The 20,197-nt window shown below is 64.7% G+C and carries 17 protein-coding genes and 1 pseudogene; 5 read left to right on the top strand and 13 right to left on the bottom strand.

Annotation, left to right across the window (positions count from 1 at the left end; translation table 11 throughout):
* Positions 1-27: 27 nt before the first annotated feature.
* Genes D7X12_RS07475 through D7X12_RS07465 form a run of 3 tightly spaced genes read right to left on the bottom strand, consistent with a single transcriptional unit; the run spans position 28 to position 1,839 of the window.
* The gene (locus tag D7X12_RS07475; RefSeq protein ID WP_120624568.1) at positions 28-939 is read right to left on the bottom strand and encodes an alpha/beta hydrolase family protein; all 912 of its coding nucleotides are present in this window, start codon (positions 937-939) and stop codon (positions 28-30) included.
* Positions 936-1,556 carry a TetR/AcrR family transcriptional regulator gene (locus D7X12_RS07470; protein WP_120624567.1) on the bottom strand — a complete coding sequence of 207 codons (621 nt, stop codon included), beginning with the start codon at positions 1,554-1,556 and terminating at the stop codon, positions 936-938. The genes D7X12_RS07475 and D7X12_RS07470 overlap by 4 nt, the downstream gene beginning before the upstream one ends.
* 43 nt (positions 1,557-1,599) lie before the next feature.
* A complete protein-coding gene (locus D7X12_RS07465; RefSeq protein ID WP_147443560.1) occupies positions 1,600-1,839 on the bottom strand; it encodes a hypothetical protein in 240 nt (79 codons plus the stop codon).
* Positions 1,840-1,977: 138 nt separating this feature from the next.
* Here D7X12_RS07465 and D7X12_RS07460 point away from each other — a divergent pair, with 138 nt between their 5' ends.
* From D7X12_RS07460 to D7X12_RS07450, 3 genes are all read left to right on the top strand, one after another.
* Positions 1,978-2,736, top strand: coding sequence for a hypothetical protein (locus tag D7X12_RS07460; RefSeq protein ID WP_147443559.1), 759 nt, complete (start codon positions 1,978-1,980; stop codon positions 2,734-2,736).
* A gap of 152 nt (positions 2,737-2,888) precedes the next feature.
* Positions 2,889-3,806, top strand: a complete 918-nt coding sequence (locus D7X12_RS07455; protein WP_120624564.1) for a DUF6310 domain-containing protein — start codon at positions 2,889-2,891, stop codon at positions 3,804-3,806.
* Positions 3,803-4,558, top strand: a complete 756-nt coding sequence (locus D7X12_RS07450; RefSeq protein ID WP_120624563.1) for a DUF5953 family protein — start codon at positions 3,803-3,805, stop codon at positions 4,556-4,558. Before D7X12_RS07455 ends, D7X12_RS07450 begins: the two co-directional genes overlap by 4 nt.
* Positions 4,559-4,616: 58 nt before the next feature.
* On the opposite strand, the gene D7X12_RS07445 is transcribed toward D7X12_RS07450, so the two are convergent.
* Positions 4,617-6,143: a S8 family peptidase gene (locus D7X12_RS07445; RefSeq protein ID WP_120624562.1), complete on the bottom strand. Its 1,527-nt coding sequence runs from the start codon at positions 6,141-6,143 to the stop codon at positions 4,617-4,619.
* Between the two features lie 95 nt (positions 6,144-6,238).
* Complete coding sequence (locus tag D7X12_RS07440) at positions 6,239-6,859, bottom strand: pyridoxamine 5'-phosphate oxidase family protein (protein ID WP_120624561.1); 621 nt, start codon at positions 6,857-6,859, stop codon at positions 6,239-6,241.
* Between the two features lie 74 nt (positions 6,860-6,933).
* Between D7X12_RS07440 and D7X12_RS07435 the strand changes: the two genes are divergently transcribed.
* On the top strand, positions 6,934-7,836 hold the full coding sequence (locus D7X12_RS07435) for a LysR family transcriptional regulator (protein WP_120624560.1): 903 nt from the start codon (positions 6,934-6,936) through the stop codon (positions 7,834-7,836).
* A 183-nt stretch (positions 7,837-8,019) separates the two neighbouring features.
* On the opposite strand, the gene D7X12_RS07430 is transcribed toward D7X12_RS07435, so the two are convergent.
* From D7X12_RS07430 to D7X12_RS07405, 7 genes are all read right to left on the bottom strand, one after another.
* A complete protein-coding gene (locus D7X12_RS07430) occupies positions 8,020-9,270 on the bottom strand; it encodes a hypothetical protein (protein ID WP_120624559.1) in 1,251 nt (416 codons plus the stop codon).
* Positions 9,271-9,721: 451 nt separating this feature from the next.
* Positions 9,722-9,850 carry a hypothetical protein gene (locus D7X12_RS44150; RefSeq protein ID WP_244224417.1) on the bottom strand — a complete coding sequence of 43 codons (129 nt, stop codon included), beginning with the start codon at positions 9,848-9,850 and terminating at the stop codon, positions 9,722-9,724.
* Positions 9,808-10,200 carry an acyl-CoA dehydrogenase family protein gene (locus tag D7X12_RS44145; protein ID WP_244224416.1) on the bottom strand — a complete coding sequence of 131 codons (393 nt, stop codon included), beginning with the start codon at positions 10,198-10,200 and terminating at the stop codon, positions 9,808-9,810. Before D7X12_RS44145 ends, D7X12_RS44150 begins: the two co-directional genes overlap by 43 nt.
* A 137-nt stretch (positions 10,201-10,337) precedes the next feature.
* On the bottom strand, positions 10,338-14,477 hold the full coding sequence (locus D7X12_RS07420; RefSeq protein WP_120624558.1) for an nSTAND3 domain-containing NTPase: 4,140 nt from the start codon (positions 14,475-14,477) through the stop codon (positions 10,338-10,340).
* Positions 14,478-14,641: 164 nt separating this feature from the next.
* A complete protein-coding gene (locus tag D7X12_RS42835; protein ID WP_158619991.1) occupies positions 14,642-14,788 on the bottom strand; it encodes a hypothetical protein in 147 nt (48 codons plus the stop codon).
* 412 nt (positions 14,789-15,200) lie between these two features.
* A complete protein-coding gene (locus D7X12_RS44140) occupies positions 15,201-15,674 on the bottom strand; it encodes a hypothetical protein (RefSeq protein ID WP_244224415.1) in 474 nt (157 codons plus the stop codon).
* A gap of 227 nt (positions 15,675-15,901) precedes the next feature.
* On the bottom strand, positions 15,902-16,201 hold the full coding sequence (locus D7X12_RS07405; RefSeq protein WP_147443558.1) for a hypothetical protein: 300 nt from the start codon (positions 16,199-16,201) through the stop codon (positions 15,902-15,904).
* Positions 16,202-16,780: 579 nt separating this feature from the next.
* Here D7X12_RS07405 and D7X12_RS07400 point away from each other — a divergent pair.
* The gene (locus D7X12_RS07400) at positions 16,781-19,090 is read left to right on the top strand and encodes an nSTAND3 domain-containing NTPase (RefSeq protein WP_120624556.1); all 2,310 of its coding nucleotides are present in this window, start codon (positions 16,781-16,783) and stop codon (positions 19,088-19,090) included.
* 96 nt (positions 19,091-19,186) lie between these two features.
* Here D7X12_RS07400 and D7X12_RS07395 read toward each other — a convergent pair.
* A pseudogene (locus D7X12_RS07395) lies at positions 19,187-19,333 on the bottom strand (IS5/IS1182 family transposase); the annotation flags it as partial.
* Positions 19,334-20,197: the final 864 nt, after the last annotated feature.

Genomic DNA, 20,197 nt, shown 5'->3' with positions numbered 1-20,197 from the left:
GGTGCGGGGCACCCTAGACCACCCTCGCTAACCGGAGAGGGTCTCCCGCAGCGCCGCCCGTTCGAGCCAGTCCGCCGCCTCGTCCCAGGCCGCGCGGGGCATCGTCGGGCGGAACCAGCCGAAGTGGCCGATGCGCTTCACTCCCAGCTCAGCGGGGGTGCGGTGCAGGTGCTCGCGCGGGGCCTGGGGATAGGAAGCGAGCAGGCCTTGCACCGCGGCCTCCGGCGCGTAGGTGTCGTCCGTGAAGCTGTAGAGCCTCAGCGGCGCTCGGAGGCGTTCATTGTAGGGCCTCAGGGGTTCGCCCCGGTCGTCGGACACGTAGTGGGGATTGCGGCACCAGCGGGCCCATTGGCTTGCAATGCCCGGCGGCAGGTTCCCCATGCCGACGAGCTTCCCCGGGAAGTAACCCAGCAGCGCCACCGACACGGGCGTCACCACGTTCCAGATGAGCGCCAGCAGCAACGCGTCGCGACCCCTCCAGTACCTCCACCAGCCGTGCTGCGAGGCAATCAACAGCACCGCGTGGAGCCGCGGCGCGGTGTCCGCGAGCCCCAGCATCTGTCCTCCCGCGGAGTGCCCCACCACCGCGAGCCGGTGCGACGCAAAGCGCGCGGTGAGCCAGTCCGTGACCCCGGGCGCGTCCTGCTCGCCCCAGTCCTGGAAGCGGGCCTTGCGGAGCGCCGCTGGCTCCATCCGCGAGTCCCCCATGCCCCGGTAGTCGTAGGTGATGACGTCAAAGCCCCGGTCCGCGAGGTGGCGCGCGAAGGCGTCGTAGTACCTGCGCGGAATGGCCGTCCCCGCGTTGATCTGCACGGCGACGCCGTTGCTGCGGCTCCCCTGGTACAGCGTCGCGGCCAGGGGCTGGCCATCCCTGGCGGGAATCTGGACGTCCTCGACCCGCACACCGGACGGGGAGGGTGCTTCGGTGCCGACGCTCATGACGACCTTCCGGAGGGTGACTCGGGCCGCAGGCTCTTCCAGGCGGCGTCGGCCAGGACCTTCTCGATGCCTGTCTTCAGCTCCGCCCGGCCGCTGGCCCAGGAGCGCAGCAATTCCTGCGCGGGCCCCATCAACAGGGGCATGTACGCCGTCGTCGGGAGGCGGAGGAGCTGTCCCTCCTTCACGAATTCCTTCAGCCGTGCGTAGCCGTCGCGCGCGAAGTCTCCCGTGGCCTCCTGGACCTCCGGCTCCGCCGCCGAGACGGCTTCGTCCCGCCGCATCTGGATGAGGTAGCGCGCGGCCTCCGGATGGGCGCGCGACCAGGTGATGTGATGCACCACCACCGCGCGCACGAAGGCTTCCGCGTCGTGCTCCCGCTCCAGTCGCCCGCGCAGCGCCTCCTGATACTGGCGCAGGCAGTCGATGTAGAGGGCCACTGCGATGCCCTCCTTGGCTCCGAAGTGGTGGTAGACGCTGCCCACGCTGGCCCCGCTCACCTTGCGGATGTCCTCGATGGTCGTCGCCGCCCACCCCAGGCGCGTGAAGCACTCGAGCGCCGCATCCAGGATGGCGCGCCGGCTGCGCTCTCCCACGGTGCTTCGACGTTCCTTCTCCATGACTGGAATATGATTCTAGAATCTCGTTCCAGTCAACGCGGTTTCAATCGGGGGCCGGATGGCCGAAGAAGTAGCTCCGGCCGGGCTCGAACGTTCCAGGGCGAGAAGCGACGGCGTCCACCTGCCGGTTCACCAGGGCCGAGTATTCCGCGATGTCCCGCAGTCCATCGAAGTCGCCCAGCGCTCCTGGCTCCGCCTCCAATAGGACCGACAGCATCTGCACGAGGGCCGGAGCGTTGACGAACTCAGCGAGCTTCGCGAGCGTTTCCAGCAGCGTCGGCACCACCGATGACCGTCATCGCCTCACGTGGCAGACTCATCTTTCATGGGAACGTGGCTGAACGTGGCTTTCATCCAGTGTGCGGATACAGCCCGGGTAAAGAGAGAGCTCTCACGCTTGTTGGTGGAAGGGGGGCGGCGCTTGACAACACCCAAGCCGCGCACCCGGGAACGGCACGACCGCATGCAGTACGGGCTCGGTGACGAGGTGCAGCGTTGGGGCCTGGCGGGTTTTCACGGAGCCCCCGGGTGGACCGTCCTGCGCACCGCACCGTTTGAACTCCTGATGCAGGGAACCCCGCCGCTGCTCGCACGCCTCTCCTCGCGCCTGGGCGTGCCCGCCTTTCAGTACAACATCTATGACAGCACCCCAGAGTTCCTGATGGAGGTGGATGCCGGTGGGCGCGTCGAACTCTCGGGGTTCGTTGGTCAGGATGTAACACGCTATTGGAACAGCGAACCGCCGATGGATCGTTTGGAGACACGATTTCGAATCATCGATCCATCAGCAGTGGCCGCCTGGGCAGAGTCGGCCATGCCGGAGGCGCGTGTTACCGGATGGCTCTATCCCTCCCGTGCCAACTCCTCCCTGACGGACTTCGACAAGCTTCTTGAGTCACAGCGGGCGGATCTCGTGCGATGGCTCGGCCAAATCGGCAGCCGGATCGACCCCGAGAGCCATGAGTGGCGGGTACATCCCGCGCACATCATTCGCAGGCTTGCTCAAGCTGGCAGCGCGTTTCTTCCCGCTGAAGAGTGCGTGGAGCCGGCCATCAAGACCGTATTGGGCGGGCCGAACGCCAGGCACTGCGACAATCTCTTTCTCGTGGAGACGCTCGTCCCCCATGCACCCATGCCCGTCGATGGGTTCGTGTTGTACGCGGAAGCGAGCCGCAAGTAGGCGTGGGCGCTTCATGACCGCTGGTGCGCTCCGGGCCATGCTGCCGCGCCTCGGTGCGTTCATGGTATCCATGGTATTCGTGGATGCTGGCATACTCCACATGCGGCCAGGATTTCCCCGCAGCTCGCTGGCTCGCCTGAAAGGACGTGACCATGCGACTCCGCGCCTATGCCGCACTCCTACTCTTCCTCTCGGCTTGCGCCACGTCGGCACCGAGCCCAGCAGAGCGCGCGTCCCGGAACCCGAGGATCGCCAATCTCCAGCGTGCGGCGGTGCTGCCATGGACTGACGGGGGACGGTGCGTCGTCCGTGAGGCTTCCCAGCCTTGGCCCTTGCTGGTGGAGAAGTGCTATCGGACCCTCGACCATGACCGGATCGAGTTCCACGACACCACGGGAAGATGCACAGTCGCCTCCGCTGACGCCGCTGCCGTGGGACTCGGATTCTGCGTGCTGGCGGCTCCCGAGATTGCCGTGGGCGCGGTGGTCGTCCTGGGCGTGGTGGTGGTCGGCGTCGCCATCAAGGAGGCGCTGGACGCGTATGAGCTGCGGCACGCCTCCCCCGAGGAAGCAGGGACTTCACGAGGAACGAAGGTGGCATCCCGGGAAGCTGAAGCGCAACGCAAGCCCAAGTTGAAGCCCGAGCCAGCGGGGCAGGACTGGCAGCCCCCTGTGCCACCTGTGCCCGTGGACCGAACGGGGCGCGCCAGTTGCGAACCTGTTCCGGTGCCCCACGCGGGCGAGGATGTCCCGCATAACGAGTGCGCCGATAAGTTCCCGCCGAACCGCTACCCCGGCATGGACGTGCTCGTGAACGGAATACGGTTCGATGCGCTGCAAGTCGGCGTGCGCGTGTTGTGGGAGATCAAGACCCATCGCTTTGACACATATAATGGCTTTATCCGGGAGCAGGAAATTGAGAAGGAAATTGTGCAATTGGCTAAGGAGCGCGACGCTGCGCTGGCCTGTGGATATGACTTCGTTGTAGGCGTAAGCACCGACGCGCACAGACTCGCGCTGCTCAAACAGGAGCCCACCTTCAAGATCGTCGTAACGGGATGCAAACGATGACCATTCGAAGCCCCCTCATTCTCAACGTCTATGCACCTGCGCTTGTGGGTGACGGCAACCGCACACTCGCTGCCGTCCATGGGATGGAAAAGGCGCTCCCCGGCTTGCGCCTGGAGTGGAGAGTCACCGACAGGCGACGGCTTGCCGCGTTGCCACAGCGCGATGCGTGGTTGACTGAGGAGGCCACGCGTGGCGAGTTTCCGATGATATGCAACAACGATGAGCGTTCCCCCGTGATGATTTCCGGGCGCCACCGATCCGCGTATGTGAGCCCAGGCGGCCGACCCCAGCTCCAAGTCCATGCGAAGTTGCCGCTAGATGCGGGGGTTATCGCAGCAGCGGTGGATGTGCTTGAAGCAGTGGCAGAGGGCGCACGCGCGTTCTGGGGGCATGCGACGCCGGACGGCGCTTCAGGGGACATCGCGGAGCAGATAGCTCCCACGCTGGAAGGGCCGCCGTCCCCTCCCCGGGGCCTGCCAGCCCTCCAGCTCTTCGAGCACATCCGCTCGCCCGAGATTCCCTATTACCTCGGGTGGCTGAACTACTGGTCCGCCGCTGCCGCGCAAGCCATCGGATTCCCGGACCCGGCCCGCGACTCTGAGTTGCTTTCACGGGCGCGGCGCACAGCATCGGGCGGCTGGGTCGTGCAGCTCACCGATGCGCCGCTCAACCTGGACGACCCCGCCCACCTGGACACGCTCAAGCGGACCTACGAGCGCTTTCCGGAGATCGGCGGACGCGCAGCGCCTTGACGCTTATTCCAGTCAATGCCGCCTGCCCACTGCTGCCCGGCGCTCTGGCTTCTCCGCGCTACGGCGTGACGGTCGTCGACAGCGATACGCCCGAGAAGTTCGCGAAGCCGTGCAGCATGACGTACAGGGGGCCCGCGGCTGGCGAGTTGAGGGTGCAGGTCTCCGCGTTGCCAGTCAGGTAGGGCGCGCAGTCATAGACGCTGAGCGAGGGCAGCGCGCCGGCCCGCACGTAGAGGTCCACGTCACCCGTTCCGCCGCTGGTGGTGAAGGTGACCCGCGTGGTGCCCGTCGGCACGTCGAGCCGGAAGAAGCGCAGGTCGCCCAGCCGGTTGGGGATGCCGCTGACCGGGGTGCCTCCCCTCAGCCGCGAGCCGATGAATCCCGTGTACAGCAGGCGGTCCGGCGTCGGAGCCGTGGGCGTGGGGGTGAGCGCACCGGTGGTGGCATGGCTCGTGAGCATCGATGACACCGCGGCGGGCGTGGCCGTGGGGAACACCTCCAGCCAGAGCGCGGCGGCCCCGGTCGCGACAGCCGCGCCCACTCCGCCGCCGATGGTGTTGGTCGCGGTGTCGCTGTTGAACCAGCCGCCCGTGATGCCATCTCCTGGCGCGAACAGGTCCACGCAGCCGCCGAAGTTGGAGAAGGACGCCACCGCGTCGGTGTTCCTGGAGAATCCCACGGTGATGAGCTCGGGCATGCGCGCGGGCGACGTGGTGCAGGCGTCCACGGACCGGATGCCGGCGGTGCCCACGTAGGTGACGCCCTGGGCGATGGAGTTGCGGACCACCGCCTCCAACGTGGCGTTGACCGACGTCATGTTGAGGTTGAGCAGGGCCACGGCCGGCTTGATGTGATTGAAGGTGACCCAGTCCACGCCGGCGAGGATGTTGGAGATGGTGCCGCTGCCACCGCAGTCCAGCACGCGCACCGAGTGCAGCCGCGTGCCCTTGGCGACGCCGTAGGTGTTGCCTCCGATGACGGTGGCCCAGTGGGTGCCCACGCCGTTGCAGTCGGTGTGGCCCATCCCGTCCGGGACGTTGTTGAAGTCCGCCGTGGCCCGGCCGCCCAGGTCGGTGTGGGTGGTGCGGATGCCGGTGCTGATGAGGTAGGCGTGAACGCCCGCCCCGGTACCGAAGTACGTGTACTGGTTGTCGAGCGGCAGCGTGCGCTGGTCGATGCGGTCCAGTCCCCAGTTGCTCGGCGAGGACTGCACGAGGGAGTCGCGCACCACCGCATCCTCTTCAATGGAGGCCACCGCCGGGTGCCGGGCCAGCTCCAGCGCCTGGGCCTCCGTCATGCGCACCGAGAAGCCCCGCAGGGCCTTCTGGTACACGTGGAGCACCTGTCCACCGTGCTTCGACGCCAGCGCCTCCGCCAGCGCGGGCACGTCCTCCGGCTCGCCCAGGGCCGGGGGCGCGAGCACCACCACGTACTGCCCGGGGACGGGGACCTCCGCTCGCAACAGGCGGGACGTCTGGCCTGTCGCCTCGGCGGGCGCCTCTGCCGTGGAGGGCTCCGACTCCGGATGGCAGGCGGACAATATCAACCACGGGAGCAGCATCAGGGGACGTCGAACGTTGCGCATGGGCGGGTGCTCCGGGTGACAGGGGGCACTGGGAGTAGCGCCGTGCTCCTCTCTCAGTCAAGCCGCTAGGGCTGGAATAACGGTGATGCAGGAATTCATGGCGAGGCGGAGCGAGCCGCCTGGAGACGGCGGTTCTCCGCTTCCAGCTGCGCGATGCGGTTCTCCAGCCGCTGGAGCGACTGGGCCACCTCGGAGGCATCGAGCTTCTGCGGAATGTGCTTCGGGCAGTTCACATCCCAGGCGCTCACCGTGATGAGGATGACCTGCTCGGGGCGCGCGCGGGACCCGGTGGTAACGAACCGGGACAGCAGCTCGTCCGTCGCGGGGACGGCGCGCGCCGTGCCCCAGACCTTGACGCGGCGCTGGCGCGCGTAGTCGATGAGGAAGAGGCAGACCCGCTCGTTCTCGGACAGGTTGCCCGTCGAGACGTACTGACGGTTGCCCACGAAGTCGACGAACCCGAGCGTGTGGTCGTCGAGCCCCTGGATGAAACCTCGGGGACCACCGCGATGCTGGATGTAGGGCTGCCCCTCCGCGCTCGCGGTGGCCAGGAACCCCGTGTCCACCTGCGCGAGGAACGCGCGCAGGCTCTCCGTCACCTCGGTCTCGAAGCCCCCGTCGCGCTCCATCCGGGCATACGCGGCCCTGGAGCCACGCTCGCCCTGCACCTGCTTCACCGCTGGGGAGAAGGCCACATCGCTCGAAGAGGGTTTCATGAGCCCAAGGTACGGGCCTCCCACTTCGTCAACAATGACGCGTCCGTGGTAACAGTATTCCAGGAGGTGGAACAATGGATCGAGTCGGGGAGTGGCGCCTCTTCGTGTCCGTCGCGAGCCTGGGGAGCTTCATCGAGGCAGCCCGGACCCACTCCTGCTCCCCCCAGAGCGTCACCCGCGCCGTCGCCGCGCTGGAGCAGCGGCTGGGCACGCGCCTGCTGAACCGGACCACCCGGTCTGTTTCGCTCACGGGGGAGGGGGAGCACTACCTCGAGCGCAGCCGCCGGGCGCTGGCGGAGTTCGAGCTCCTCGAAGCGCCCTCCGACGCGCGGACCGAGTTGCACGGCACGCTGTCCGTGACGGCGTCGGTGCTGTTCGGCCAGCTGCACCTCGTGCCCGTGGTGGCGGAGTTCCTGGGAGCCCATCCCCAGCTGGACCTGCGGCTCACCCTCCTTGATCGCGTGGTGTCGCTGGCCGAGGAGGGCGTGGACGTGGGCGTGCGGATCGGGGCGCTCGCCGACTCGGCGCTGCGGGCCCGAGGGGTCGGCCACGTGCGCTCGGTCATCTGCGCGAGCCCGGCGTACTTGAAGCGCGCGGGCGTGCCGAAGGACCCGGAGGCGCTGGCCCACCACGAGTGCATCGCGTTCACGACCACGACCCCCATCGCGGACCGGTGGTCCTTCCCGAGCGGCGGAAGGCGGGAGCGAGGTGTCGCCGTGCGCCCACGGCTGATCATCAACACGGCCCAGGCGGCCATCGACGCCGCGCTGGCCGGCCTGGGACTCGTGCGGGTCCTCTCCTATCAAGTGGACTCGCTGCTCGCGGATAGGCGGCTGCGCGTGGTGCTCGAACCGTTCGAGCCAGCGCCCGTTCCGGTGCAGCTCGTCCACCTGCCGGGCCCCCAACGCCGGGCGGCGACGGCCTTCCTGGACTTCGCGGCCGAGCGGCTGCGCAAGCGCATCGGCTCGCGGGCCTAGAGGTTCAGGACCCGCTCGAACCCTGACCACGCCGCGGGTTCGATGAAGGAGAGGAAGTCAAAGGCGGGGCCCACCTCGCACAGGCCGTGGGCAAGCTCCGGTGCTCCAGAATCGCCCGCCCGCCGGGGCCCGTGCAGGCGGCCCCGGCGGTGGGATTCGACTCTTCAGCAACGGGAGGCGGACTTACGGGGCGCGGTCCGGATCCCCGGAAAGGCAGGGCTCCATCTCCTCGGGGGCAACGAGGAAGCGCTCCTCGCGATCCAGATGCCGGGGCATGCCCGGCGTGGCGAAGCCAATCTGGCCGCCGTCATAGATCACGGCCGCCCAGTCGTTCTGCGACGCAGGGAACACATCCGTCGCGTCGCCGTCGCGGTTGAAGTCCAGCGCATAGGGGTTGAAGTCGTATTGGCGGTTGTTGTTGAAGTCGACGAAGTCGGTTGCAGAGAACATAGACACCTGGGCGTCGTTGAAGCGCAGCCCGTAGTACTTGCCCAGTTCCGTCTCGGTGGTCGGGGCGACGGGCGCGAACGCGGTGAGATCGTAGACGGCCGCCTCGCTGATGGAAGCCACCTGCACACGCGAGTAGTCGAGCGCGCCGACCTTGCCGCCAAGTTCGAATCCATGGAACTGGTATTCGTAGTTCATGATGCTCAGGTAGTTGGGCTTGTAGTTGGAGTCGTCATTGCCACCGTGGCGCAGGCCCAGGTTGTGCCCCAGTTCGTGCATGAGGGTGCCGGCCTGCTGTTGCTCGGTGCCATTGAAAGAGCCCAACGTCAACAGGAAGTCCTGCGCGGGGATGCCGAAAGAAATGCCGCTGGAGAAATTCCCGTCGTATTGGTTCGCGAACACCGTGTAGTGAAAGTAGGGCGCGCGGGCGGCGGCGAAGTACTTCGTCTTGATGGCGTTGAATTCCGGCCACACGGGGTTCAGGTCCATGTCCGCGTCCGCAGCGGCGATCTGCTGATCCACCACCAGGTGCAGCGTGATGCCTGTGGACCCATTCGGATTGCTCACCGGCGCGCTGGCGAAAGCCGTGATGACCTTGTCCAGCGTGGCCTGGCTGGGCCTGAGGTTGGGATAGTAGTCGACCTCCACGAAGACGTCCTTCTTGCGCGGGTTGGCGCCGAGGGCACTCAGATCCAGGCCGCCGAAGCCGAACGTCTCCACGTAGTCGCTGAGGCTGTCCCCATCCGTGTCAGCCTTGTTGGGATCGGTGCCCAACACAAGCTCCACGACGTTACAGATGCCGTCACCGTCTGTATCCAGTGAGGTCAGGAGGCAGCCGGCAGGGATCGGGAGAGGCACAGCCTCTGCCACCATCTCATCCTGGCGGGTGCTGCGCTGTGCCGCGTCCGGAGAGGTCACGTCGCCACAGGCGCTCAAACCAAGGAAGGCCAGGGAGGCTGTCAGCAGACACTTGTGAAGCTGTGGCATAATTATCCTTCACATCGAAGATTGGCATTGCGCCAATCGTCGCCATCATCACTGGATGTGCATGGAATTGGAACAAGCATTGGGCTGATGGGGACGATTTCGGAAGTCCTGCTCATGTCCGGCCAGAAACACTGGAAAAAGACACGAAGACCCGCTTTGCCTCGTCGAGCGGCTGCTGGAAGTGGCTCCAGCCGTCGTAGTGCCCCGGCGTCCTCATGAGCTCGGGCCGCTCGCGTCCGTGAGCGGGTTGCCCCTGTGGGGCCGCATGTGCCCCCAGCGTGCCCCTCAAGCGGGGATGAGAACGGGACAAGACGGGGGAAGACGGGATGGGGCGGCACTACGAACCGACGAGAGATCAAGGCGATAGTGGGTAACAGCGCGTCCTGCTTCGGGTTTCCTATCGCCTCGTCGCTGGGGTCGATTCCCGCTGCCTCCCTGCAGGGTGACTTGCCTAATGCGGTGGCGGCTGAAGCCCCAGCAGGGCCTTGCCGAGGAAGTCGCGGATCACCGCCGGAGACCAGGCCATCAGCGGGCCGCTCATGGCATCGCGCAGGTAGCGTTCAATGGGATGGCTGCGCATGTAGCCCGATCCTCCAGCGAGCTCCATGGCCGCGGTGGTGATGACCGCGCGCGCATGGCCAGCGCCCGCGCCGCCTCCAGACGGAGGCCTAACTCCGCCACCGAGAACTGCACCCACTGCATCTCCGCGGTGGCCCGGTTCTCCGGAGGCAGCTTGTGCTCCCTGGCGTATGGGATGGCGAAGGCCAGCGCCGCCTCGGGGATGCCGATGGAGATCCACGGCAGGCTCAGGGCGATGAGGTTGGGCTGGGAGGGATCCAGCGGCAGCCTCCGGGACTCCGGCAGCAGCGTGTCCTGGAAGTGTAGGAGCTGGCAGCGCGTGGCCCGCATGCCCAGGGTGGCCCCAGACATCCTCCACCTGGATGGAGTCGTTCTTGTCGATGAGGAAGAAGGCGGGCTGGCCATCACATGCGGCATTGGTGATCAGGTCGCTGGCCTGCTCTCTGGCCGACACGAAGCGTTTGGCCCCAGACAGGCGCCAGCCGCCCTCAGCGCGCGGGCCCGTCCTGCAATCGATGGTGGGCCTTGATGCTCTCCATGAATGTCGATCCGAGACATAGCTTCCCGCCCAATAGGATGGCGCTGGGCCAGCCGACCCTCTCCTCCCACAGCTCGGCGAGCCAAGTATGGAGTCGGGCATGGGCGCGCCAACGGCTTTCCCAGACCTCGGCGGTCGCCGACTGCCCTCCACGGGCCCACGCCACGAGTTGCCCTGCGTCTTCGTCTTGGCAGAGTTCCTGCTCGGCCTCTTTACTGGGGGCGGCCTTCGTCACCGCCGCGCCCAGCACGGCGAGCAGTGCCCGCTCAAGACGATGCCCTTCTTGTTCCAGGAGCCGGGCGGTGTCTGCATGTGCGCCCACCATCCCGAGTACCAGCATGGCTCGCCCTGCGGAGAAGGCGTTGGCGCTCATGGCCTCCTGCGCGATGGGGAGAACCGAGACGCCCGCGCAATGCCCTGGCCAACGGTGCAGGTGCAGAATGAGGGCCTGCAGGAGAAGCGAGCGGATGCGAACGGCGGACGAGCGCTTCTCGCCTGCGACGACGCCGATGGCGGATGAAACCGTGGCGGCGACGCGAGGGTCATCGTGGGCGATGAGGAGCCTCAAGACCTCCTCGTGGACATTCGGGTCCGTGTTTGCAGCCAGCCCGTCGGTCACGAAACGCAGGAGCGCGTCGACCGCCGCCGGAGGATGGGGCTTCCATTGGGCGAGGGCCTTGGCAGCAGCTCTGGCAATGCCATGCACGACGTGCTCCTCCACGCCCGGCCCGTGGTCGTGCACGTCTCGAAGCAACGCGGCCAGCGGCTCTCGCCCGGCATCCCATCGCTCACGCACAATCACCTCAACGCAGGCAGTCCGGACATAAGAACTTTCATCGAGTGCAAGATTGAGGATGGATTGCTGTTCTTCCGAAGATGCCCCAGTGCCGAGGGCGTGGACCGCTGCAACCCGAACGCTGGCATCGACATCGGATAGTGCTCGGAGAAGAAGAGCACGTGCGGCTGGTGAGGCATCTAACGAGAGTGCCTGGATGGCCGTCTTGCGTACCTCGAAGTTCTCTTGCTCCAGGGCATATTCGGATTCCAGGAGCACGGACTCTCCCGCCGTGGCCAGGGTGAGCAGGCTGGCCTTCCTGACCTGCTCTTCAGGCTGCTGCGCCCATCGTCGCAGCAGCTCGCGGTCTTCATGCGAGAGCCGGGCAACGACTTCGGGCCCGCTCTTGCCCGCTAGCGTGCGCGCGCAGAGTTCCACGAGATGAGCAAGGGGTTCTCCTATGGCCGCACCCACCTCGTCACGGTAGGGCTTCTTCTCATCGCTGGACCATTCCTCGAGTCCCAGGGCGACCAGGGCGACGAGGGCTCTCCGTTCCTCGCTCCATCCTGGGCTGCGATCGCGTAGGGCAGCCCCCAGTGCTGGAGCGGAGATGAGCCGTGACAGAGTTTCAAGACAAGGCTCGATGCTTTCCAGCGAGGTTGTACTGAGCGCTTCCACCATACGCGGGGCAAAGCCCGTGAATTGTCGCTCCGCGATGATGCGCCAAGCCATTAGGGGAGAGGTGTCATCCCCTGCATTCAGGAATGATTCGATCTCCTCCTCGCTTGGGGAAGGAACCCCCTCAAGGATGGCCTCACCCCAGCTTGAGTACAGGCGTTCTTTGTGCGGGTGTGTGAGGATCCACGAATAGCCCTCTCTCTTCCGCCGAACAGCCATCCAGCCATCCAGCGCGGTGGAGGCGGCTTCCTCGGGGGTGGGGGGGCCATCACGGGTAAGGAGGTAGTCGGCATACGCATCGTCCAGGATGCCCTGTCTGGCCTTCAACAGCAGCGCGCTGGGCTCTTCATCTTGTTGGAGTTGATTTGAAGCCAGAAAAATCCGGTCCAGCAGCTCCTCGTATGCAGGTGCCATTCCGCCGAGCGCGCCCCGGGCGAGGTCTCCGACAGCACAGCCGCCGGAGTCGAGCGCCTCTTCGAGGCTCTTCCGATACACCTGACTCAGGTCCCATTCGAATCGGGAAGTCCATTCCGCGAACCCGTTCTCATGCAGCCCGAGGTTGGCCGTGGTCGGCCATAGCCGGATGTACCTTTCCAGGACCTGCCGGGATTCAGCGGATGCCTGGACGAGGTGATAGGTCGACGGCTGCCAGTCTGGAGGCGCCCAGTTGGTGATCTCCCACCAGCCATCATCTCCCCGTTTGGACGGACTAATGAGGGCGACAATGAGGAGCGCGAGTGGGCTGCCCTCCGGCATCCAACGCTGCGCGGCATGCAGCAACCCCCCGAAGTTCGCGGGCTCGGTCCGCAGAAGTTCCTCCAGGAAGTGCTGCTGGATGGTTGCCGCGACGGCCTGGGGGACAGAGGCACGTCTCGCGTCCGGCAGGCGGTCAGCGAGTTCATACGCCGCCTGTACTTCGTTCGCAGCGCACATGTGTTCCAACAGCTCGCCCACGAGGTGATCGGCCTCATCCGGCAGGAAGTCTAAAAGCCGCTCCAGACCGGTGACCGTCGTGGGGTGGGCATTCAGGCGCCTTTCGTTCCGCCGGAGCCAGCCTGCTTCGACCATCCAATCCACGAGCTTCTGGAAGGGGAGCGGCTTCTGCGCCTGCCGCTGAAGGCGTTGTGCGCGCATCCGTGCGAGGTCGATGTCACAGGCCGCGCTCACACAGAGCTGGGTCCACAGGAACATGGCTGGAAGACGGGCCCAGTCCATCCCCAGGAGTTCGCGCTGGAGTGTTCCGGACAGCTCCTCCACCTCGGCGTCATGCAAGAGCTTCGCGAGGTCCAGGTGCGAGTCCGGCGGCGCCGCGCCCACCGAGGAGACGAAGTGATCAATGGAGAGGGGAACCTTCAATGTCTCAACGATCTCCTCGCGGTGCTGTCGGACGAACTGCCGCCGCGCCACTGCCTGGAGGGCCCTCCTCTTTCGCTCAAGGATTCGGAGCCGGGCCGCACTGTCGTAGCTCTCGGGGTCGAGCGTCTCGCTTGCGCTGGTCACTTCTTTCGGGACGCTCTGCGCATACACGTCACCCAGCAACCCCATCCGGGTAGTGACGAGGATCTTGTGGGCCGAGCCCGCAGGCCCCGAGACCTGTCGGAACAGATTCGGCAATTGCTGGGCCCAGCCCTTCTCGGGGATTCGTGAATCCTGGCCCCAGGGGTCATCCACACGGAACAAGAACGGGCCCTCTTGCTGAAGCCGTTGCCGGATCTCCCCTGGCGAACCCGCGTGGACGACCTCGAAAGGCGTTCTGGCTGTCCGCAGCTCGTGCGCGAGCATGTCGGCGACCAGGGTCTTGCCCACTCCCGGCGGGCCCTTCAGCAGCAGCCGGTTCTCCCGGTGAAGCCGCTGCACGAGCTGGTCGTAGCCCCGGGGAGGCTCGAAGTCATCCATGTCCGAGGTTCGTGCCGGTGCGCCACCCAGGCCGCGCAGGCGCTTGATGATCTCCTCTCGTGTCCACGTCAATGGACGGTCGCCTACAAGGCGTGCGTGCACGTCCTGCTTCAGGAGCATCAGGGCCTCGTCGAGGCGTGTCGCCGGGACGAACAGCGCGACCTCGGGGCTGGCAAACAGCCCGCGCACACGGGCCGCAAGCTCGCTGCGCGTGAGTAGCTCCATGGCGCCGATGCGGGAGGAAATCTCATCCGCAGAGACTCCCTCCGGGACGGTGAGGTGCGCTCCCGGTACGTTCCTTGGAAGATGCTCCAGGCCTGAGATGACGAACTCCCGGGCGTTCGAGACGAACTGGCCGTTGGTGATCAACACGTAGTGCAGCGAGGAATCTGCAGCGAGCTGCTCCACCGGGGCGAGGGTCCTCCTGCGGCTGCGCATCGCACCCGGCTCCGGGGCCGGGGCCGCCTCAATGATTTTCCGGAAGAGGGACGGTGCTGACCACGCACTTCCCCGGTACTTGATCTGGAACAGGAAGCGCGTGGGCTCGTGGCGAACCACCGAGGAAGCCTCCTCGGCGGGAGTTGCTTCGAGATCCGCGTGTGGCGCGGGCTCAATGATGACATGGGGCGCCCGACGCTCGAAGATGAGGTGAAGCGCGAGCCAGACGGTTGCCTCCTCCTGGTAGTCGTAACCCCTCAGGGCGGCCAGGCCGCCAGTCTCTTTGGGCGTATCCGTTTTCATGGCTCGTCGTGGGCGGCCTCGATAGACGGGCCGCGGACCGTGCGGAGTTCACCTCTTATCGGGGGGGCGTGCAACGGCCACTTCCTGGGGCAGCTGAACGAATGTGAGAGCCCCCGCCCGCTCATCCCGGGACCTGGCGCCACCCAAGGGCCGTGACGGTGCCGCTACCAGTCCTCCTTCTTCCTCGGGAAGTCCTTGTCCGAGATGCGATGCAACAGAGAAAAGTCCGTGAGCCGTCCCGTGACCAGAGATTGCTTCTTCGCGTCGTAGAACTCCTGCTCACCGCAGCCTAAGCACACCACCACGTCCACCCTCAGCTCCAGGCGGCCCCTTGCAGCATCGCCTTCAGCCACAGCTAGAGCGCGCGTCCGGGAACCCGAGGCTCGCCAACCTCAGCAGAGAAGCGCTGGATGCATACGAATTTCGCTACGCCTACCCCGAGGAAGCAGGAGCCTCATGAGGAACGAGGGTGGCATCCCGGGAAGCTGAATCCTAGCGCAAGCCCAAGCTGAAGCCCCAGCCAGCGGGGCAGGACTGGCAGCTCCCAGCGCCTCCTGTGCCCGTGGACCGAACGAGTCGCGCCAGTTGCGAGCCTGCTCCAGCGCATCTCCCACGGCTTTCCGAAGCCCCAGGCCCTTCCGAACGCCGTCTGGATCAACAACCCCGCGCCGCTCCCGACCTCACAGAGGGCTGCGCACTAATCTCTCACTTTCACTGTCTCATTCACGTTGACAGGTTCCAGTGGACGCAGCCCGCCTTGAGCTGGTCCGCGAGCGCGTCAGCCGCATCACGCCGCTGGGCCGCGCGTGCGGCCCGGGCCGAGGTGATGCCGAATCGCTCTTCCAGGACCTGGAGCGTGGGCCCCGTCGTGCGCGGCACCTGCTCGTCCACCCCGAGGGCTGTGGCGTGGAGGGCACCATCCTCGTCCGTCACCTCGACATAGGCGTCCCGGGCACGCCGGGCACTCGCGACGCTCCGCACGCGGTACAACCCCGGCGCCGTCACCCGCACCGTGGCCGTGCCGCTGCCCTGGCGGTTGAGGTCCGCCGCCCCACGCAGCCACCGCACGCGCCACTCAGCGCCCGCGGGCTGGAGCTCAGCGACGCCGCCCCGCCGCTCGTGGACGAATACCTCCACCGTCAGCTCCCGCCGGCCATCGGCCTCCTCCTCCACATCCTGCGTCAGCCGCATCCGCATGGAGGGCCTCCTCCGACAGCAGTAGGTGTCGGGCGCGCGGGCGGGGCAATCCCCCAGGGGAGGTAGGTCAGCGGTGGACTGCGGGCGAGGAACGGTCGCTTCCCGAGGCGCTGCGAGCCTTCGTGGCGCACTACACAGAGCAGACTCACCAACCCTTACACCAGCCGGGCCTCGCAGTAGGTGGTCGGTATGCGCGGGCGCATCTACCCGACACCGAGCGACAATCGCTATTCGTCGCTCGACAGGTCTTCCTTGAGGTCCTTCAGTCGCTCCACCCCGTTCTTCAGAGTCTCAAGGATCTTATCCACGTCGTCAGGTGTCGGAACAGCGGCGTGCTTGAGGGCCTCCGACATACTCACAAGCGGGTTGATCATGTCATTGAGCACGCGCAGTCGCTTGCCATCCTCCGGAGAGTGGGCGAGCCCTTGCGCACGCTGCTCTCTCACCCGCCTCGCCACTTCACTATGCTCGCGCAGCAACTCGTGCACGGCCTCGCTGACAAGCACCTTCAGATTCTTCTGGCTCATGAAGACAGCATAGCACCGCATGAAGGACTCCGACTTCCCTACCGAAATAGGCTCTAAGGGGCACAGGCCCGCCACGCGCCTGATGCGAGCGCGGCCTGAGCAGGCGTGTGCCCCAAGGGGCTGCGTAGCCTCTGCACCGGCCGGGAGCATCACTTGGTCGGCCCCTATCAGCGGCCCTCCTCGGCCACTCTGCCCCCTCACGTCCCCACAACATGGCCCCCATCTATACGTCGCCCTGTACGTATACGCTCATGCCCTCTGGTTGCTGAACGCAGACCGTAGTCGTGATCCAGAAAAGATGGGTCATCTACGACCTTCTTGCTCCTGCAGGCTGCGACAAGCCGACTCTTTGCCGTGCGTTCACTCCATGCGAAGCTTCTGATTGCTCAAGTGGCGAGCAGTTGGTGCCAATGCGCATGCTTAAATATGAGGGCTAGTAATGTACATTTCTGGAGCAGACGCTGAGCCATGTGCAACACCAAGCTTGCGGCACGATTTCGCGACCAAGCGCATCTCAAGGTGCGTTGCGGCGCCTTTTAGAAGTGCGCACATCCGCCTAAGTATGAAAGGAGTGACGTGATGACCGGCGGTCGCAGCCCAGGAAGATACAATCTTCACCGGCTAGGTTGGACTGCATTCGAAGACCTATGCATGCAGATCATGCGAGTCGTTCTTGGAGAAGTCGCAACGCGATTTCGCCCGGGACCTGATGGGGGGCGTGACGGATGGTTCCAGGGAGTCGCAACTGGGCGACTGGTGACCGAGTCTACTCTGAGTGGTGCCTTTGTTGTTCAGTGCAAGCATACATCATCAACGCATGAGCCACTTGACGTTTCAGACTTAAGAAAAGAATTCGAGAAGGTCAAAAAGATCGCTTTGGCCTCGCCCTGTCATTACGTCTTGATGACAAACCGCCAAGTGTCTGCACAGGCTGAAGCGCGGATACGCCAATTTTTTGAGTCACTGCCTGGTGTTGGGAGGTGCCTCGTCCTGTCTGAGACGTGGATAGAAGATACCATAGACGCACATCCGCGATTGCTGCGCCTCGTTCCGCGTCTCTACGGTATTGGCGATCTCTCACAGATTGTTGCGTTCGTCATGCAGGAGCAGACAAGGGCAGTGCTGGATGACTTGGCTGCGCCACTGCGAACCTTTGTGCCCACGGATTCGTATCGAAGAGCGGAAAAAGCACTTCATGACCATGGGTTCGTTGTGCTTGTTGGTCCGCCGGCATCTGGAAAGTCGGCAATCGCCGCAAACTTATGTATGGTAAGTATTGCGCAAGACGCAAATGTTCGCGTCCTTCGTATCGAGCACGCAGAGCAATTCAAGAGCACATGGTCTCCCTCAGATTCTAATACGATATATTGGGTGGACGATGTGTTTGGGGAGACCACATTGGATGAAGAGCGATTGCGTGAGTGGTCTGCAGCAATCGAGAAGGTTGAGGCTGCTCGGCGCCGCAAGGCCCGGATTCTATTTTGCACGCGCGACTACATATTGGCGTCGGCGGAGCGCAAGCTAAAGCGGTCCAAGCTGGAGATTATCAATGACGCACGCGTCCGCGTAGATGTCGCGAAGCTCTCGGAAATGGAGCGAGACGCCATTCTGTACAATCACATCAAAGAGGGAGATATTGCAAGGGAACAAAAAAGAGCACTTAAGAAGCATCTTTCTGCTCTGGCACGACTCCGGTCATTCTCCCCTGAGTTGGCTAGACGCCTTGGAAACAAGCGATTCCACAGTGGACTTCGGCACGAGCTCAAGGAACTTGAGGCCTTCTTTGAACGTCCCGTTCAGCATTTCCGTGACGTCATTCACGGGCTTTCAAGAAGCGAAACCGCAGCGTTGGCTGTTTGCCTACATAGCGGTAACGCGCTTCCCGATCCTGTTTCCGAGGGCGAAGCTATAGATGCGGTTCTGGAAGCCTATGGCGTTTCTATTCACGAGATCCGGGAGTCATTGGAGGCACTTGAAGGAAGCCTTGTGAAGCGTGCCAGACAGGCGACGAGCCAGACATGGCAACTCCATCACCCGTCGATGTTGGAGGCGCTCCAAGAGGAGTTGGCTGCTAGGTCTGCGAAGTTGACCTTGTACCTACAAAGCGCGGATCTTCACACGGTACTGCGGGACACGACCACTTTGCCACCCTCTCCCGAAAGCCGAATGGTTTTTGTGCCAGACGCGGCATACGACCATCTGGTGCTTCGGCTCCACCGCGCCAGCGCCCGCAGCATCGAAGGCATTGCTGGGTATCTCGCAGATAAAGCATCGTCTGCATTTCTACGAGCGGTAGATGCGGTTGGGGCATCGCTCATTGATCGAGCTCTCGCGGTAGTTCCATATCCAGAGGGGACAGATGTTGCTGCGTCACTAGCTGCTCGACTCAGCTTAGAAGAGGGTCTTTTCCACGGGCATCGACAAAGTATTGTGAGAAGCACCCTGCAAGAAGCCGCGAGTGATACAGGGTGGTGCGGATTTCTTGATGAAGACGAATTACGGGAGGCTCTCCCTGGTTTTAATGAGGAGTTTATTGCGGAGGAGGCTGAGAGCGGGTTTGCTTCCATTGAGCGAATTTATGAGTGGTACCGTGAAGGCGCCTCGACTGTGGGACATGTTGACAATGCGGTCGATGCAATCGAAAGTCATTGCAGGAGGCTTCGCAATGAGATCTCGAAATCAGCGTTTCCGCCCAACCGAGTCGATCAACTACAGGCGGACGTGAACGCGCTCAGGGACAACATGAGTCAGCGGCTCGCAGAGCGGCGGTTTGAGATCGAAGAGAACGATGAGCGTCGTGCGGAGTACAATGCGGACGAGTGGAAAGAGCGGTATTACGAAGAGCGTTACGAGCTTGAACAGAGCATTTTCGCTGATGTTGATGAGTGAGGTGATGTGAGCTTGCCCAGGGTAGGTACGGGCTTGGCCCCGGCGCAAGGGACGACTCCAGGCCACTGGGTATTGAGGCTCAAGACAGCTAAGAGCCTATTTCGGTAGGAGCGAGTGGAACCAAGTGATGATGCCCAGCGCGAAGTGCAGCATCGCCACGTAGGTGTCCTCTCGCTTCTCCCAGCGCACCAGCAGACGTCGGAAGCGGTTGAGCCAGGAGTGGGTTCGCTCGACGACCCATTGTGGCGAAGGGCGTCGACGCCGTGCGCACTTGGGACTCACCTGGGAGCGTCGGGGCGGCGGCCATCTCCACCTTCGCGGCACGTGCCGCGCGGAAAGCCTCGCCCAACACACCGATGTCCGGGGCCGCGCGCGCCTGGCCGTCCAGCCAATAGCGGCTCTCCGTCTCCGCGCGCAGGTGGCTCTGCACCCAGCCGGCGAGCATTGGCATCTGCTCCTCGACATTGGAGCGTGGCAGCTTTGCGCCGCGCGCCAGCATCACACTGAGGAAGCCATGAACGGCACTCGCGCGGACAGCGCGCGCGTAGGCGAGCTGCTTCTCGCTGACGGCCTGGAGTGGCGGCACCTCCGGCCCTTTCACTGTGAGGACTACGTGCGGCAGGATGACGTGGACGCAGCGGAACCTGTCAATGTGAATGTGACAGCGAAACTGAGAGATTAGTGCGCAGCCCCCTGTGAGGTGGGGAGCGGCGCGGGGTTGTTGATCCAGACGGCGTTCGGAAGGGCCTGGGGCTTCGGAGGGCCGTGGGAGAAGCGCTCGGGGTGCGCGGCGAAGGCGGCCTCAAGGACGGTGGCCCAGGCTCACCGGTACCAGTAGCCGAGAACACCGATTCCTGACAGATGCGCGGAGAGTCTTCCTTCCGGGCGGTTACGAGGTACGGGCGCGATTCCGCTGGGAGTTTCGCACCGCCCGGCGTGGCTTCGATTCCCGCGGCCTCCCTGGAGGGCAACCCGCCTAACACTACTGCGTCAGGGGCCCGATGGATGAACGGGGAGAGCGAGCAGTCTTCGCGGGGAGCGTCGGAGGTTGGCGCGGTGGCAGGTGGGGCACCGAGGCAGCCAGGTGGCAATCCCTTGCGCCATGGC

Origin of the sequence: Corallococcus sicarius (genome assembly GCF_003611735.1) — a bacterium.
GTDB lineage: Bacteria > Myxococcota > Myxococcia > Myxococcales > Myxococcaceae > Corallococcus > Corallococcus sicarius.
The sequence above is the reverse complement of the archived record's forward strand: the minus strand, read 5'-3'. Positions and strand labels throughout refer to the sequence as shown.